Source organism: Pseudomonas mandelii, from assembly GCF_900106065.1.
Taxonomy (GTDB): domain Bacteria; phylum Pseudomonadota; class Gammaproteobacteria; order Pseudomonadales; family Pseudomonadaceae; genus Aquipseudomonas; species Aquipseudomonas mandelii.
Window position 1 is genome coordinate 3224789 of the sequence record NZ_LT629796.1, and the last position, 16049, is coordinate 3240837.

A 16049-nucleotide genomic window follows, 5' to 3' on the forward strand; every position below is an offset into this window, starting at 1 on the left:
TTTTACTGTTGGAGAGAATGCAGGCGGGCTTTCAATGCGTTATGCAGCAAGCCTCGGTCTTCACCGGCCAGAAAACTTCGGATCCCGCGAGCGCGCCACAGCGTGTTCTGTTCGGCCGTGCGGGGATTTGCGCAGAAAGGTATTGCGGCGCTGAGGCAGGCATCGGCCATGTTTTGCAGCGTTTGCCAGACTTGAGGATTGAGCGGGTCGGGGCCCAGATCGAGATCGAGCGACAGATCCAGAGCGCCTTCCATGATCATGCCGACCCCCGGCAGTTGCAGAATCTCGCCGAGAGCGTCGACCCCGGCGCGGCTTTCGATCATGGGAATAATAGGGGTCTGACGATTGGCCAGATCGATGTATTCGGGTAATGGCAGGCGACCGAAACCGGTAATGCGTCCGCCGGTTATTCCGCGTTTCCCCAAGGGGGGAAAGAACGCCGCTTCGATGGCGCGCTGAACTTGCGCAGCACTTTCGGTGCGTGAAAGGACAATGGCTTCGATGCCGGCATCCAGTGCCCGACCGATCAGTTTTTCGTCCACTTGAGGTATGCGCAGCCAAGGCGAAATGCCAGCGGCCTCACACGCGCGGACACAATGCATGATGTCTTCTTCGGAGCGCAGTAAGTGCTCAAGATCGAGAATCACGAAGTCGTAGCCCGCAAACGCGAGCATTTCGCAGAGCATCGGTGAAGGTAGAGAATTGAGCAAGCCGTAGACGTTGTTCCCTGCTTGTAACCGGGAAAACACCGGAGAGGTTCGTATCACTGACGCATATCCTTCAGGGTGGATGCGCGCTAATAATAATCATTCACAATCATAAGTAAACATTTTTAGTCGCCGATTCGTGATATTCGTGATGGTCCTCATAAAAATCCCGTTCTTGGTGTAATGCTGTTCACTGATTCACCCCGGATTCCCGCCACGATTCACCCGATGGCATATGAGGGGGCTGGGGCGATTTCTGAGTTTTGTAAACACCTCGTCGAATCTCGGGTATTAATTTCCACTTTTTAGAAACCTTGACTCTCCAAGGGCCTTATTTTCGCGGTCTAACAAGATTTGTTTACATAATTTGGTCGGCATAAAGCCCGAAACCCGCCGGATAGTCGTAATGCGCGTGATGGGTGCCTCCGGCCAAATGACAGGCCAGCCCATGTTCCAGCGCCTGTTCTGCCGCAAGCAACGATCCGCCGACCGCCCGCACGGTGCGTCGGGCCAGCGCTTCGCTCCAGGGCAGGCCGAGGCGCCGCTGGTCTTCGCGGGACAACTCGCCGCTCATGTAGCGTTCGATATAGGCAGCGTCATGGGCGAGGGCGAGAATCTCCGGGGGGCAGAGCTCCGGGCGCAGCAGGTCGGCGTCCCGGGTCAGGCCGCTGTCCACCAAGTGATCGCGCAGCAGGCGAAATTTGTCCATGGGGAAGCGGTGATCCGCCGGGAATTCGGGGCTGTAGTCTTCGTGGTAGATCAGCGGCAGCGGCATAACGAATTCAGGTAGGAATGAGTGAAGGATCCTACCAGCGTTGTAGACTTGCGGCATGGAAAGGGGAGCAAAGATGGAGCCGATACTGGAACTCGAGAGCGCACGACTGCTGTTGCGGCAGTGGCGCGATGAGGATTTGCCGGAGTTTGCGGCGATGTGCGCCGATCCACAGGTGATGCGATATTTTCCGGCGCCTTTAAGTCGTCTGGAAAGTGCGTCGCTGATCGGACGGATTCGCGGGCATTTTGCCGAACATGGCTTTGGTCTCTGGGCGCTGGAGCGCAAGGACACCGGGGCATTCATCGGTTTCACCGGCCTCGGTGTGGTTGGTTTCGATGCGCCGTTCACCCCGGCGACCGAAATCGGCTGGCGCCTGGCGCGCGAGCATTGGGGCTTGGGTTATGCCAGTGAGGCGGCGTGGACCGCTCTGCGCTGCGGCTTTGATCGGTTGGCGCTGCAAGAAGTCGTGTCGTTCACCGCCAAAGACAACCTGCCTTCGGAAAAAGTCATGCAGGCGATCGGCATGCACCATGATTCAGCCGATGACTTTGACCATCCCAAGCTCGCGGCCGATCATCCCCTGCGTCACCATGTGCTGTATCGCATCTCCCGTGAACAATGGCTGCAAACCTTGCATGGATAAGCAGTCACGGACGTTTACAATGGCTGCCATGGGCCTTGGCCATAAACTGAATCGACCGCCGCAGCCAAGACTGCGCGGCAAGCTTTGTGTGAGGAGAGTCTGAATGAGCCAAGTGTTGGATGATCTGGTCGATTTGCTGACCCTGGAACCGATCGAAGAAAACCTGTTTCGTGGCCGCAGTCAGGACCTGGGTTTTCGTCAGTTGTTCGGCGGTCAGGTGATCGGTCAGTCGTTGTCGGCGGCCAGTCAGACAGTCGAAGAAGCGCGCCATGTGCATTCGATGCACGGTTATTTCCTGCGCCCGGGCGATTCCGCGTTGCCTGTGGTGTATCAGGTTGACCGGGTGCGTGATGGCGGCAGTTTCAGCACGCGTCGGGTGACGGCGATCCAGAAAGGCAACCCGATCTTTACCTGCAGCGCCTCGTTCCAGTACGACGAAAAAGGCTTCGAGCATCAGGCCGAGATGCCGACCGTGGTCGGCCCGGAAAACCTGCCCTCGGAACTGGAACTCACCCAGCAGCGTGCGCACCTGATCCCTGAGCACATGCGCGAGAAATTTCTGTGCCCCAAGCCGATCGAATTCCGACCGATCACCGAGAAAGATCCCTACAACCCGCAACCGTCCGATCCGGTCAAGTACGTCTGGTTTCGCGCCGACGGTGCTTTGGCCGACTCTCCGGCGTTGCACAAATACCTGCTGGCCTACGCCTCGGACTTCGGTCTGCTGACCACCTCGATGCAGCCCCATGGCAAATCGGTCTGGCAGAAAGACATGCAAGTCGCCAGCCTCGATCACTCGCTGTGGTTCCATGCGGACCTGCGCGCCGATGACTGGTTGCTGTACGCGATGGACAGCCCCTGGGCCGGCAATTCTCGCGGGTTCACCCGTGGCAGCGTGTTCAATCGTGCCGGGCAACTGGTGGCTTCGGTGACTCAGGAAGGCTTGATCCGTCACCGCAAGGATTGGGCATGAGCCTGGCCGAGGTGCGGCACTGGGTGTTCGACATGGACGGCACCCTGACGGTGGCCGTGCATGACTTCGCGGCGATTCGCGTGGCGTTGGCGATTCCCGCCGAAGACGACATCCTGACCCACCTCGCGGCGCTGCCGGCCGATGAAGCGGCCGCCAAGCATGCTTGGCTGCTGGAGCACGAACGGGACTTGGCGCTGGGTTCGAAACCGGCGCCGGGTGCGGTGGAGCTGGTGCGGGAGTTGGCCGGGCGCGGTTATCGTCTTGGCATTCTCACGCGCAATGCTCGGGAGCTGGCGCACGTAACCCTGGAGGCGATCGGCCTGGCTGACTGTTTTGCCGTGGAGGATGTGCTGGGGCGTGATGAAGCGCCGCCTAAACCGCATCCCGGTGGTTTATTGAAACTGGCCGAGGCCTGGCACGTGCCGGCGAGCGAGATGGTGATGGTCGGTGATTACCGCTTTGATCTGGATTGCGGCCGAGCGGCGGGGGCGCGGACGGTGTTGGTGAATCTGCCGGATAACCCTTGGCCGGAGCTGACGGATTGGCATGCGGCGGATTGTGCGGTGTTGCGGGAGATGCTTTCGGCTTGAGGGCCCCTTCGCTGGCAAGCCTCGCTCCTACAGTGGGGCGCGCTGCCCTTGTAGGAGCGAGGCTTGCCAGCGAAGACGTCAGATCAGGCCATACAAACTCACTGACCAAACAATACCTTCTGCCCCTCCGGTGACGTCAGCATCCCATCCCCGTTATGCCCGACCCCCGGCACTTCAACCAGCCGCTGATTCACCCCTTTCGGATTACGACGCAGCAGGTAATTGAAAAAATTCTTCCCGCGAACCAGACGATAAGCACCTTGGGCTTCGGCCTCGCAACTTTTGTCCAGCGCCGGATGCTGCGGGTCGGTGTCTTGCTGCCCGAGCAGATAAGTCACGTCCCGTTTGACGTAATTTCCTTCAATCTGTGGTGCCGTTTGCCCACTGGCATATACCGGTAAATCCGTCAGCCCGTATTTCCAGCGATTGAAACCGGGGCACGCCGCATGGTTGAACGCCACTGGCCGCTGCTCATTGAAATACGCATAGGACGAAGGGTTGGCGACCACGTAGCGAAGCTTCACGCCGGCGGCCGTCAAGGCCGGTTGCTCGCGGGCCAGCAACGCATATCGCTGCACCACCTGAGCGCCACCGGAGTGGCCGGCGAGGATGATTTCCTTCACGTCCGGAAACTGTCGATGGTCGCCGACTCGCTCGATGATTTGATCGAGGGCTGCAAAGGAACTCAGCGCAAAAGGAGCGGTGGATAAACCTCCTGCCATCCAGTCATTGCCCTGCCAGCGCAACACCGTGTCTGCCACAGGATGAAGTGCGATGTCGGTTTCGTTGAGGAATTGCGGCGCGATCACCAGGGTGCTTGCACTTTGCCCGGCCAGTTCCGCTGCGCGCTCGGCGCTCTGGCGATAGGTTTCAGCGTTGCGCAGACGACCATGGATGATGATCAGCACGCGTTCGATTTTCGCGGGCGCCGGGCCGAGGCTCACCGCCATCTCACCTTCTTTCAACAACAACCGCCCGGGGCTGAGCTCTTTGACGCCATGCTCCGCAGCCTGGGTGCTCGCGCAGGTGAACAACAACATCAACAACCACTTATTCATTTAAAGGTTTTTCGCCGCAAAGGTATCGCACTGGCCCACCTGGCCTTGCGCAAATCCGGTTTTGAACCAGCGCACCCTTTGCGCTGATGTGCCATGGGTAAACGAGTCCGGTACCACCCGACCCTGCCCCTGTTGTTGCAAACGGTCATCGCCGATGGCGTTGGCCGCGTTCAAGGCTTCTTCGATGTCACCCGGTTCCAGCCAGTTCAGACGCTGCTGCGCATTGTTGGCCCAGACACCGGCCAGGCAATCGGCCTGCAACTCCTGACGCACCAACAAGCCGCCATCACCTTCCATCTGCCGGCCTTGCTGGCGAGCTGTCTGAATTTTCGCGGAAACGCCGAGCAATGTCTGAACGTGGTGTCCGACTTCATGAGCGATCACGTAGGCCTGGGCGAAGTCACCGGCCGCGGAAAAGCGTTGCGACATTTCCTGGAAAAAAGCCATGTCCAGGTAGACCTTCTGGTCGGCCGGGCAATAGAACGGTCCGGTCGCCGATGTCGCCAGACCACAGGCCGAATTAACCCGGTTGCTGAACAGCACCAGCGTCGGGTTTTTATACTGCCGACCGGCCTGCTGGAAAATCTGGCCCCAGGTGTCTTCGGTATCGCCGAGGATCGAGCGCACGAATTCGGCCCCTTCATCGTTGGCCGGCGGCGCCTTGCGGCTTTGGTTGGTGGCCGGTGCCGATTGCTCGGTCATTTGTCCGGTCAGTTGCCCGAGGATTTGCATCGGGTCCTGGCCGGTGAGCCAGCCGATCCCCACAATCAGGATGATCGCGGTCAGGCTCAGGCCTTTGCCGCCACCAAAACGCATCCCACCGCCACCGCTGCCGGCATCATCACCACGGGCGTCGACCACGTTGTCGCTGCGTCGGCCTTTTTTCCATAGCATGTGGGAATCCTCTGATTGTCCGTGGTGATGAGTGTTGCTGGTGTGGGGGGGCGGCGCCAGTCCGGCTGTCCGGCATTTCGTTCACTGGCCGGAAGAATCGCTGACTGTAGGAACATGGATCACCCATCGAATTCCGTCAGGGCGCGGATTTTTATCGAACGGGCGACCCGCGGGTCTGTTGAGCATCGGGTTCCAGATTTCGCATTACAGGGTTCATCTTCTAGAATCAGGCAAATTGTAGGTGGAACCTCCCATGGCCGGCAGTCAGATCGAACGTGTCTTCAATGTGCTCGAAAGCCTCACCAGTGACCCTCGCGGTCTGCCGATGCAGATGCTCGCGGAGCAACTGGACATCCCGAAAAGCGCGACTCACCGCCTGCTCGCGGAGCTGATCAGGTTGGGTTATGTGCGGCAGAATCCGGAGAACCTGCGGTATCACTTGTCCACCAAACTGGTGGCGATGGGATTTCGTTACTTGTCGGGCAGCGGCGCCGATATCGTTCAGCCAGTGCTGGATCGCCTGGCCCAGGACACCGGGGAGTTGGTGCGTCTGGGGGTGATTGAAGGCGAGCGGCAGATCTGGATTGCCAAGTCCCAGGGGGCCCGTTCCGGCCTGCGCTACGACCCGGAAATGGGTCGCGATGCGCCGTTGTTTTATACCGCGTCGGGCCATGCGTGGCTGGCGTGCATGACCGATGCCGAAGCGTTGTCGCTGGTTGAGCGCCAGGGCGGCGAGCAGCCAAAAGACCTCGGGCCGAATGCTCCGCGTTCCAACATTGAACTGCTCGAACGTCTGCGTCTGGCGCGGGAACAGGGCTATGCCTGGGTCGAGGAAAGCTCGGCGGTGGGCACCTCGGCGATCGCGGCGGTGGTGCGGCACCCGAGCGAGGGTCGTGTGATCGGTGTGCTGAGCATCGCCGGACCGAGTGCGCGGATGCCGGGGGCGCGGTTGCATGAATTGGCGCCGCTGTTGTTGAGGTATACCGAGGAATTGGCGGCGGCGAGTCTGGCGTCGGAGTTGTTCAGCTAATTTATGGGGAGCGAGCCTGCTCGCGAAAGTGAACTTTCAAATAGCTCAAATGTTGAATGTCAGTCCGCCATCGCGAGCAGGCTCACTCCCACGGTTGATTTTTATTGATCGTGAAACTGTGCGGTATTCGAACACTTTCGGCTGAAGCTTGTGTTGGAATCTGGAACCAGGTTCTAAATTATTGGAACTCGCCGCCCGAGACACGTTGCACTTCTCAAGGGAAACCCATGACCGCCAGCACTCCGCTCTCCGGCGTTAACCAGCCCTTCAAAGGGATTTTGCTGATTGTCGTCGCCACTTTCCTGTTTTCCAGCCATGACGCTTTTTCGAAATACCTCTCGGGCTTCTATCCGATCGTGATGGTGGTCTGGGCTCGTTATGTGGTGCACACCTTGTTGATGGCCGGGATTTTTCTGCCGCAGTCCGGGTTGCGCGTCCTACGGACCAAACGACCGATGCTGCAATTGGTGAGGGCGTTGTGCCTGTTGGGCACCAGTTTGTTTTTTACCACCGGCCTGCAGTACATCCCGTTGGCTGAAGCGACGGCGGTCAACTTTCTTGCGCCGGTTCTGGTGACTGCGCTCTCGGTGCCGCTGTTGGGGGAGCGCGTGACACGTGGCCAATGGATCGCGGTGATTTGCGGGTTTGTCGGCGTATTGATCATCGTCCACCCCGGTGGCGATCTGTTCACGCCGGCGGTGTTGCTGCCGCTCTGTTCAGCGCTGTTTTTCTGCTTTTATCAGTTGCTCACTCGCAAGCTCAGCAACATCGACAGCCCGACCACCAGCAACTTCTTCGCCGGCTTGTGCAACACCCTGGTGATGAGCGCGCTGGTGCCGTTCTTCTGGCAAGTGCCGACACTGGGGCATGGTTTCATGATGGTGGCGCTGGGGACCTGCGGGATGACCGCGCATTTGTTTCTGACTCAGGCCTTCCGCCACGCCGCGCCCGCGTTGTTGGCGCCGTTCGGTTACTGCCAGATCGTCTTTGCCGGTTTGCTGGGCTGGCTGCTGTTCTCCCACACACCGACCCTGACCACGGTGATCGGGATCGCGGTGATTTGCTGCAGCGGGTTGGCGGCGGCGTGGCAACAGAGTCGTCGGTAGGAAAATCAAACAGGCAGGCCTGGAACCAGGCCTGCCAAGGGAGGGAACTTTACTCGGTGACAGTAGGAATCTTGCGCGGTGCCATGAAGTACATCCAGGTCAGGGCAATGAAGTACATCGCCGGAATCAGGGTGAACAGCACGGTGTAGTTGTTGTTGGTGACCGTCAGGATGTGGCCGACCAACTGAGTCATGAACATACCGCCGATGGCTGCGCACATGCCGCCGAAGCCAAATACCGTACTCATCATGTGTTTAGGCGTGTAGTCCATCACCAGGCTCCAGATGTTGGCGGTCCAGGCCTGGTGCGCACCGATGGCCAGAGAGATGGCGAACACCGCGACCCACAGACTGCTCGAACCCGCCGCCATGATTACGCCGACGATGCAGCAGGCGAACAGGAACATGGACAACAGGCGCGCCTTGATCGGATTCATGCCGCGGCCGATCAGGAGCGAGGACAGGATCCCGCCGCCGACGCTGCCGAAGTCTGCAGTCAGGTAGATGATGATCAGCGGGATACCCATCTGGGTCACGTTGATCCCCAGGTTGTATTGCTGATTGAGAAACGGCGGCAGCCAGTACAGGTAGAACCAGAACACCGGTGCGGTGATGGAGTAGGCGAGGGCGAAGGCCCAGGTGCCACGCATGCGCAGGATTTTCGAGAACGGTACACGGGTCTGCTCCGGCTCGACTTCCTTCTGGATGTAGTCCAGTTCCGATTGTTTGACGCTCGGATGGTCTTCCGGGTTGAAGTACTTCAAACCCCAGAACAGCAACCAGATCCCGCCCAGTGACGCCATGCACAGGAACGCGGCTTGCCAGCCCCACACGTGCAGGATCAGCGGCAGCAGCATCGGCGTGAACATTGCGCCGACGTTGGTGCCGGCGTTGAAGATGCCGGTGGCCACGGCGCGCTCGCCGGCCGGGAACCACAAGCGCGTGGTTTTCACGCAAGCCGGGTAGTTGGCGGCTTCGGTCAAACCGAGGATGAACCGGCAGACCATGAAGCCGACCGCCGACGTGGCCAGGCCGTGGGCGCCGGTCGCCAGGCTCCAGAGCAACACTGCGCAGAAGAACACGCGCTTCACGCCGACCCGATCGATCAACCGGCCTTGCAGCACGAAACCGATGGCGTAGCCGACCTGGAACCAGAAGTTGATGTTGGCGTAGTCCATCGCCGTCCAGCTCATTTCCTTGGCGAGGATAGGCTGCATGACGCCCAGTGCAGCGCGGTCGATGTAGTTGAGCGTGGTGGCAAAAAACACCAGTGCCAGCATGCCCCAACGGGTCTTGCCGACCGCCATGGCGCCGCGAATCTTGTCGCCGATACCGCCGCTGGCAGGAGTCATGGAGGAACGCTCCACGGGAGAGCTTTGAGAAGGAGTCATGTAGGCCACCGATTATTTTTATGTGGTGTTCTGAGTCTTTGGTCATCGAGACCGATGTGTGTGACCGGGCTCAATGTGTCGTCGATGTTGGGCAGTGGACGAAAAATCGTCAATTCGCCAAGGGCCATTGTGTTCGATAATCGCACGCAAAACTAACTGGGTAGTACACTTTAAATTGCTGTGTTCGACTGCCAAGCCAATAATTCCCCCGAGAGAAACGCGATCCCTGTAGGAGCCAGGCTTGCCGGCGATGGCGTCCTCAAGATCGCCTTCGCGAGCAAGCTTCGCTCCTGCAAAAAGGGTGCGACGCCTTTAATAAGATTGTCTCCACCATCGGGAGCCGAAATATGCAGCGTTCCATTGCCACCGTTTCCTTGAGCGGTACCCTGCCGGAAAAACTCGAAGCCATTGCCGCCGCCGGGTTCGACGGGGTGGAGATCTTCGAAAACGACCTTCTCTACTACGACGGCAGCCCGCGGGAAATCAAGCAGATGTGCGCCGATCTCGGGATCGCGATCACACTGTTTCAACCCTTTCGGGACTTTGAAGGCTGCCGCCGCGACCGTTTGCATCGCAATCTGGAACGGGCCGAGCGCAAGTTCGACCTGATGCAGGAACTGGGCACCGACCTGGTGCTGGTGTGCAGCAACGCGTCCGCCGATTCCATCGGTGATGAAAATATCCTCATCGACGACTTGCGCCTGCTGGCCGAACGCGCCGGCGCACGCGGGTTGCGGATCGGCTACGAAGCGCTGGCCTGGGGCCGGCATGTGAACACCTGGCAACAGGTGTGGAACATCGTCCGTCAGGCCGATCACCCAAGCCTCGGTGTGCTGCTGGACAGCTTTCACACGCTGTCGCTCAAGGGTGATCCGAGTGCGATCGCCGAGATCCCTGGCGATAAAATCTTCTTCGTACAAATGGCCGACGCACCGATTCTGGCGATGGACGTTCTCGAGTGGAGCCGGCATTTCCGCTGCTTCCCGGGTCAGGGCGAATTCGATTTGTCGGGCTTCCTGGCTCCGATCATCAAGAGTGGGTACACCGGGCCGCTGTCGCTGGAAATCTTCAACGACGGTTTCCGTGCCGCACCGCCTCGGGCCAATGCCGCCGACGGTTTGCGTTCGTTGCTGTATCTGGAGGAGAAAACCCGTCATCGTCTGGCCCAGGAAACGACACCGGCGGTCAGCCTCGACATTCTGTTCGAGACGCCCAAGGCCAGCGAATACAACGGCATCGAGTTTCTCGAATTCGCTGTGGACGAAAGCCTTGGCGCCAAGCTTTCCCACTGGCTGGAGCGACTGGGTTTCGTCAAGGCCGGGCAACATCGCTCCAAGAGCGTGAGCCTGCTGCGTCAAGGTGACATCAACCTGATCCTCAATTCCGAGCCTTACTCGTTTGCCCACAGTTTTTTCGAAGCGCACGGTCCGTCGCTGTGCGCCACCGCCGTGCGGGTCAAGGACAGCGCCAGTGCGCTCGCTCGGGCCGTGGCTTACAAGGGGCAACCGTATCGCGGACTGGTCGGCCCCAATGAACTTGAACTCGCTGCCGTGCGCGCACCGGATGGCAGCCTGATTTATCTGGTGGATCAGGACGCCGATGTCTACGGCACTGATTTCCATCTGCAACCGGCTGCCGTGGCCAGTGGTGGCCTCAAACGCATCGACCACATGGCGATGGCATTGCCGGCCGACAGTCTCGACAGTTGGGTGCTGTTCTATAAGAGCCTGCTGGATTTCGAAGCCGATGACGAAGTGGTGCTGCCCGATCCTTACGGTTTGGTGAAAAGTCGAGCGTTGCGCAGTCGTGACAGTTCGATTCGCCTGCCGCTGAACATTTCCGAAAACCGCAACACCGCGATCTCACACGCGCTGTCGAGTTATCGCGGCTCCGGCGTGCATCACATCGCGTTTGATTGCGATGACATCTTTGCCGAAGTCAGTCGTGCCAAAGAGGCGGGCGTGCCGCTGCTGGATATTCCGCTCAACTATTACGATGACCTCGCTGCACGGTTCGATTTCGACGACGAATTCCTCAGTGAACTGGCGTATTTCAACGTTCTTTATGACCGCGATGCCCAGGGCGGCGAGCTGTTCCATGTGTACACGGAGCCGTTCGAAGGGCGGTTCTTCTTTGAAATCATCCAGCGCAAAAATGGCTACGCCGGTTACGGTGCGGCCAATGTGGCGGTACGCCTGGCGGCCATGGCCAAATCCCGAAGTGGTGCGGTACGTCCGGCAAAGTTGTAGGAAAATCGTAAACACGGCGACAAACCGCTGCCGCGCGGCTTCCTTCACTGTGCGGCGCGGCCCATAATCGCCAGCCTGTGCAGTGATGGCCGTGAGCCCGCAATGACGATAACTTCAGAACTCTCCGCAGTGCCCGCCGAACCGATTGCCGGGCCGCGCAAGAGTCGCAAGAACAACCCGGAAAAGACCCGCGAGAACATCCTTCAAGAGGCGATTGTCGAATTCGTCCAGCAAGGGCTTTCCGGTGCTCGCGTCGATGCCATCGCCGAGCGCATCCACACCTCAAAACGCATGATTTATTACTACTTCGGCAGTAAGGAACAGCTGTACGTCGAGGTGCTGGAGAAACTCTACGGCGACATCCGTAACACGGAAAACCATCTGCACCTGGCCGAACTGGCGCCGGTGGAGGCGATTCGGCGACTGGTGGAATTCACCTTCGACCACCATGACCGCAACGTCGATTTCGTGCGCATCGTCAGCATCGAGAACATTCACAACGCTGAGTACGTGAAGCGTTCTGATGCGATCAAGGCGATGAACAACACCATCCTCGATTCCCTGGGCGTGATTTTGCGTCGCGGGGCTGAAGAGGGCGTGTTCCGTTCAGGGCTTGAGCCGCTGGATGTGCATCTGCTGATCAGCTCGTTTTGCTTTTATCGCGTGTCCAACCGCCATACCTTCGGTGAGATTTTTCAGATCGACTTGCCGGACGAAAGCATCAAGCAGCGTCATCGGGAAATGATCTGCGAGTCGGTTTTGCGATACCTGCAGGCCTGACCTGTGGCGAGGGGGCGTCGGAACGCCGCATCGCCCCGTTGGGCTGCGATGCAGCCCTCATACTTTCAACCTTAGCCATTCATGCTCTGAAAATGCGCCAACATCCGCTGCGCATCCGGCACCACGCCACTGAACAACTCAAACGCCTTCACCGCCTGAAACACCGCCATGTTGCCGCCATCCAGCGTTCGGCAACCCAAGGCGCGGGCATTGCGTAGCAACTCGGTTTCCAGCGGAAAATAAACAATCTCCGCCACCCACAACTCAGCCCGAAGCAACTCCACGGGCACCGGCATGCCCGGTAGTTTCTTCATGCCCATGGGCGTGGTGTTCACTAACCCATCCGCCTGTCCCAGCGTGCTCGGCAAATCATGCCCCGCCACGGCCCGGCCAGCGCCGAAGTGTTGATTGAGATTGTCCGCCAAGGACTGCGCACGGCTGATCTCCACATCGAAAATACTCAGCAGCTGTACGCCTTCGCTCAACAGCGCGTGGGCCACTGCCGCTCCGGCCCCGCCAGCGCCCATCTGGACCACACGCTCGCGGGCAACGTCCTTCAAGCCCCGGCGAAAACCCTCGGCAAAACCGAGGCAATCGGTGTTGTGGCCGATGCGCTTGCCGTCCTTCAGCACGACCGTGTTCACCGCCCCGATGCCGCGAGCTTCCGGCGACAATTCGTCGAGCAACGGGATGATCGCCTGCTTGCACGGGAAGGTGATATTCAGGCCGGTGAAGTTCATGCGTTCGGCGGCCATCAACAGATCGGGCAGGGCGCTGCTGTCGAGTTTCAACTGATCGAGGTCGATCAAGCGATACAGATAACGCAAACCCTGGGCATCACCTTCATGCTCGTGCAGTGCCGGAGTACGGGAAGCCTGGATGCCGGCGCCGATCAGCCCGGCCAGTACCGCGTTGTTCTGAGTCACGGCGCTTACCCCTTCAAACGTTGACTGAAGTAATCCAGCGCCAGGCGATAACCATGGCTGCCGAAACCGGCCATCACCGCTGTGGCAATGGCGGAAACGAAGGAGTGATGCCGGAAGGGTTCGCGGGCGTGAACGTTGGACAGGTGAACTTCGACCACCGGCAATTCGCTGGCGACCAAGGCATCGCGGATCGCGACTGACGTGTGCGTCCAGGCCGCCGGGTTGATGACAATCCCGGCGCAACGGCCACGGGCCGCGTGAATCCAGTCGAGCAATTCGCCTTCATGGTTGGTTTGGCGAAACTCCACTGCCAAGCCGAATTCTTCGGCGGCGCGCCCGCACAGGGCAGAGATATCGGCCAGGGTTTCGTGACCATAAGTCGCCGGTTCGCGGGTGCCGAGCAGGTTCAGATTCGGGCCGTTGAGGACCAGAACGATAGGGGACATCGAAGTCTCTCCACATATTATTTTTGGAATGGGCTGGGGTGATCAGCCTGTGGAGATAAATTGTACTAGCTGGTTAGTTCGGTCAATTGAAGAGCGGTTTCATTGAGGTTTTGTGTGCGGTGATCGGACATTCGCACGACTTATCGCGGCAGATGCTCGACCAGGAAATCGATAAATGCCCGCAGTCTAAGCGGCATATGACGGGTCTGTGGATAGAGCAGGGTGAAGGGGCGCGAGCGTCCGCCATAAGGCTTGAGCACTTCCACCAATGAGCCATCGGCCAGTTCGTTTTCAACGATGAAGCGGTAGGTTTGAAAAAGCCCCGCCCCGTGTTTGGCCAGGGTCACGCCGCCGAGTACGTCGTCAGAACAACTGAGGCTGCCCTCGGCAAGAATCTCACGCGGGACGCCGTCGTCGTTGAACAGCCAGGCAATGCGCCGACCGCTGCTGGGCAATTCGTATTGAATGCATTCGTGCTGCGCAAGGTCGTCCAGGCTTTGCGGGGTGCCCGCGCGCTTCAGGTAATCGGGGCTGGCAATCATCACCAGGGCGGCGTCCTCAAGGTGCCGGGCGATGAGCCCGGAATCCGGAATCGCCCGCACGCGGATCGCCATGTCATAGCCTTCGCCGACAAAATCGATGTTGCGATTGCTGATGTGCGATTCGACTTTCACGTCTGGAAAACGCGCCCGGAATGCCGGCAACAACGGCAAGATCCGATGGTGCGCATACGTCGTGGGAATACTGATGCGCAGTGTCCCGGACGGTTGCTGTTGCTGGCCCATGACCTCGCGCTGAGCCTCCACCAACTGCGCCAGGGCCTGACGACATTCCTCGTAATAGCGCCGACCGCTGTCGGTCAGCTTGACGCTGCGGGTGGTGCGCGCAAACAGCCGCACGCCCAGACGTTCTTCCATGCGCGACACCGATCGACTCACGGCGGCCGGTGTGACACCCGCCACCAACGCGGCCGCCGTAAAGCTGCCGGCCTCGGCGGCGAGGCAAAACAGTTCGATGCTGCCCAGCTGAAGATCGTCGAATACTCGCTGCATGATGGATGACACCGGGGGTCAATGAGGGACTGGATTTCGCCACTGTAGATGAAATCGGCCCGGCGGTGCTTTACTTGACGGCGTCTTCCTTGATAACCGGCCAGGAGCAGCATCATGCCTTTCGTCAGCGTGCGTATTACCCGTGACGGCGTCACCCGGGAGCAGAAAGCCCAAGTCATCGCCGAGATTACCGACACCTTGGAGCGAGTCCTCGGCAAGGATCCGAAATTGACCCACATCGTGATCGAAGAAGTCGACACCGATAACTGGGGTTATGCCGGCATGACCACCACCGAGTATCGAAAAAACCTGCCGGAATGAGGGTGTTACACGCCCGCAGAGCCGTCCTCGTGACGGCTTTTTTGTGGGCGCGGCGAAAGGATTGCTTACTATTTTGCGCCGTTATCCACCGGTCCAAGGCGAGGCTTGGCGCTAGTCTCAGAGGCGTAAAGGCGATTTGGCGTCGCGCCAATTGTCGGTTTTCCAGGGAATGTCGGGTCTTCGGATTCCTTAACCTAACGGATGGGTTGGTATGCGGTTATTCAGCTACAAAGGGTTTTCAATGGTGATCATGTTGCGTGATGAGCACTGTCCGCCTCACGCACATGTGGACGCCGGAAGCTGGAGCGCACGCTTCAAATTCTGCTTTTGGCACAACAGTGTCGAGCTGTGGGATGTGGTTCCTCATTCAAATCGGCCGCCAGTGGCCGTGCTGGAAGGATTGCGTCACGCACTCGGCCAACCCGCCCACTTGCGCCGCGCCCGTGCCATCTGGTGGGGCGAGTTGCACACGGTCTGTCTTGATCATCAGATTTGGGACTGGCAGGCCAGCGAAGTCGTGGTGATAAAAAGGATTGCGAATACGACCTGGATGATTGGCTCGGCTTGCTATGAACCCGAGACGAACAAGACCCTGTTGGCGCTGATCGGCGCTCCTGAGGGTGTGGAGATCCAACTATGAAAACGATACAGGCAGGCATGCTGGTCGATCGGCCTGTCACCGAGGTCGTGCTGGATGAAGCCATCCAGCGCGGGCAAGTGCGCCAGAAGAGCGGATTGCAGGCGACTTCGGTGAGGTTTGTGGAGCCTTGTCTGGCGGTCAGTTTCATTGATGGCAGTGGCGTGCTGCTGCCCGTGCAGCACTATCCGGAATTTGATGATTTTGACGTCGAGGATTTCGCAAACCTCAAAGTCGGCTTTTCCGGAACCGCCCTGTGCCATGAAGGCAAGGATCTGCACGTGTCCATCGCTGGGATGATTTCGGCGAGCAAGCCGTTGATGGACATGGCAGCCTCGGTCATCGCCTCGCGCAATGGTCGCCAAAGCAGCGCCGCCAAAGCCGAGGCCGCGCGGGCCAATGGCCGAAAAGGCGGGCGTCCGCGCAAGACAGATGTCACCGATTGAGCACCCACAAAAAAGCCGTCGTGATG

General features: G+C 59.2%; 17 protein-coding genes and 1 pseudogene. 10 read left to right on the plus strand and 8 right to left on the minus strand.

What is annotated here, in order from left to right; translation table 11 throughout:
* Positions 1-2 precede the first annotated feature (2 nt).
* Both BLU63_RS14765 and BLU63_RS14770 read right to left on the minus strand, forming a co-directional pair.
* On the minus strand, positions 3-767 hold the full coding sequence (locus tag BLU63_RS14765; RefSeq protein ID WP_032861804.1) for an HpcH/HpaI aldolase family protein: 765 nt from the start codon (positions 765-767) through the stop codon (positions 3-5).
* Positions 768-1077: 310 nt separating this feature from the next.
* Positions 1078-1482 (minus strand): annotated as a pseudogene (locus BLU63_RS14770) (histone deacetylase); the annotation flags it as partial.
* Between the two features lie 73 nt (positions 1483-1555).
* Between BLU63_RS14770 and BLU63_RS14775 the strand changes: the two are divergent.
* From BLU63_RS14775 to BLU63_RS14785, 3 genes are all read left to right on the plus strand, one after another.
* Positions 1556-2125 carry a GNAT family N-acetyltransferase gene (locus BLU63_RS14775; protein WP_010467427.1) on the plus strand — a complete coding sequence of 190 codons (570 nt, stop codon included), beginning with the start codon at positions 1556-1558 and terminating at the stop codon, positions 2123-2125.
* Positions 2126-2228: 103 nt separating this feature from the next.
* A complete protein-coding gene (gene tesB, locus BLU63_RS14780; RefSeq protein WP_083375702.1) occupies positions 2229-3098 on the plus strand; it encodes an acyl-CoA thioesterase II in 870 nt (289 codons plus the stop codon).
* Entirely contained in the window at positions 3095-3688 is a 594-nt protein-coding gene (locus tag BLU63_RS14785; RefSeq protein WP_010467429.1) for an HAD family hydrolase, read from the plus strand. The genes tesB and BLU63_RS14785 overlap by 4 nt, the downstream gene beginning before the upstream one ends.
* Before the next feature lie 98 nt (positions 3689-3786).
* Here the strand turns inward: BLU63_RS14785 and BLU63_RS14790 are convergent, their stop codons facing one another.
* Both BLU63_RS14790 and ypfJ read right to left on the minus strand, forming a co-directional pair.
* Positions 3787-4746 (minus strand): alpha/beta fold hydrolase, encoded by a 960-nt coding sequence (locus tag BLU63_RS14790; RefSeq protein ID WP_083375703.1) that lies wholly within the window; start codon positions 4744-4746, stop codon positions 3787-3789.
* Complete coding sequence (gene ypfJ / locus BLU63_RS14795) at positions 4747-5640, minus strand: KPN_02809 family neutral zinc metallopeptidase (RefSeq protein WP_077749423.1); 894 nt, start codon at positions 5638-5640, stop codon at positions 4747-4749.
* A 253-nt stretch (positions 5641-5893) separates the two neighbouring features.
* Here ypfJ and BLU63_RS14800 point away from each other — a divergent pair, with 253 nt between their 5' ends.
* Together BLU63_RS14800 and BLU63_RS14805 are read left to right on the plus strand one after the other, a co-directional pair.
* Positions 5894-6670 carry an IclR family transcriptional regulator gene (locus tag BLU63_RS14800; protein WP_083375704.1) on the plus strand — a complete coding sequence of 259 codons (777 nt, stop codon included), beginning with the start codon at positions 5894-5896 and terminating at the stop codon, positions 6668-6670.
* A gap of 227 nt (positions 6671-6897) precedes the next feature.
* Positions 6898-7776, plus strand: coding sequence for a DMT family transporter (locus BLU63_RS14805; RefSeq protein WP_010467437.1), 879 nt, complete (start codon positions 6898-6900; stop codon positions 7774-7776).
* 49 nt (positions 7777-7825) lie between these two features.
* On the opposite strand, the gene BLU63_RS14810 is transcribed toward BLU63_RS14805, so the two are convergent.
* Positions 7826-9127 (minus strand): MFS transporter, encoded by a 1302-nt coding sequence (locus BLU63_RS14810; RefSeq protein ID WP_010467439.1) that lies wholly within the window; start codon positions 9125-9127, stop codon positions 7826-7828.
* A gap of 386 nt (positions 9128-9513) precedes the next feature.
* Between BLU63_RS14810 and quiC the strand changes: the two genes are divergently transcribed.
* Both quiC and BLU63_RS14820 read left to right on the plus strand, forming a co-directional pair.
* A complete protein-coding gene (gene quiC, locus BLU63_RS14815) occupies positions 9514-11415 on the plus strand; it encodes a 3-dehydroshikimate dehydratase QuiC (protein ID WP_083375705.1) in 1902 nt (633 codons plus the stop codon).
* Positions 11416-11517: 102 nt separating this feature from the next.
* Positions 11518-12195 (plus strand): TetR/AcrR family transcriptional regulator, encoded by a 678-nt coding sequence (locus tag BLU63_RS14820; protein WP_042932539.1) that lies wholly within the window; start codon positions 11518-11520, stop codon positions 12193-12195.
* Positions 12196-12266: 71 nt separating this feature from the next.
* On the opposite strand, the gene BLU63_RS14825 is transcribed toward BLU63_RS14820, so the two are convergent.
* The 3 genes from BLU63_RS14825 to BLU63_RS14835 form a co-directional block, all read right to left on the minus strand.
* Positions 12267-13121, minus strand: a complete 855-nt coding sequence (locus BLU63_RS14825; protein ID WP_083375706.1) for a shikimate dehydrogenase — start codon at positions 13119-13121, stop codon at positions 12267-12269.
* A gap of 5 nt (positions 13122-13126) precedes the next feature.
* Positions 13127-13567, minus strand: a complete 441-nt coding sequence (gene aroQ / locus BLU63_RS14830) for a type II 3-dehydroquinate dehydratase (RefSeq protein ID WP_077749419.1) — start codon at positions 13565-13567, stop codon at positions 13127-13129.
* 140 nt (positions 13568-13707) lie between these two features.
* On the minus strand, positions 13708-14619 hold the full coding sequence (locus BLU63_RS14835; protein WP_010467449.1) for a LysR family transcriptional regulator: 912 nt from the start codon (positions 14617-14619) through the stop codon (positions 13708-13710).
* Between the two features lie 114 nt (positions 14620-14733).
* On the opposite strand from BLU63_RS14835, the gene BLU63_RS14840 reads away from it, so the two are divergent.
* From BLU63_RS14840 to BLU63_RS14850, 3 genes are all read left to right on the plus strand, one after another.
* The gene (locus BLU63_RS14840; RefSeq protein ID WP_083375707.1) at positions 14734-14940 is read left to right on the plus strand and encodes a tautomerase family protein; all 207 of its coding nucleotides are present in this window, start codon (positions 14734-14736) and stop codon (positions 14938-14940) included.
* A gap of 211 nt (positions 14941-15151) precedes the next feature.
* A complete protein-coding gene (locus BLU63_RS14845; protein ID WP_077749418.1) occupies positions 15152-15580 on the plus strand; it encodes a DUF4160 domain-containing protein in 429 nt (142 codons plus the stop codon).
* Complete coding sequence (locus BLU63_RS14850; protein ID WP_083375708.1) at positions 15577-16023, plus strand: DUF2442 domain-containing protein; 447 nt, start codon at positions 15577-15579, stop codon at positions 16021-16023. The genes BLU63_RS14845 and BLU63_RS14850 overlap by 4 nt, the downstream gene beginning before the upstream one ends.
* Positions 16024-16049 lie beyond the last annotated feature (26 nt).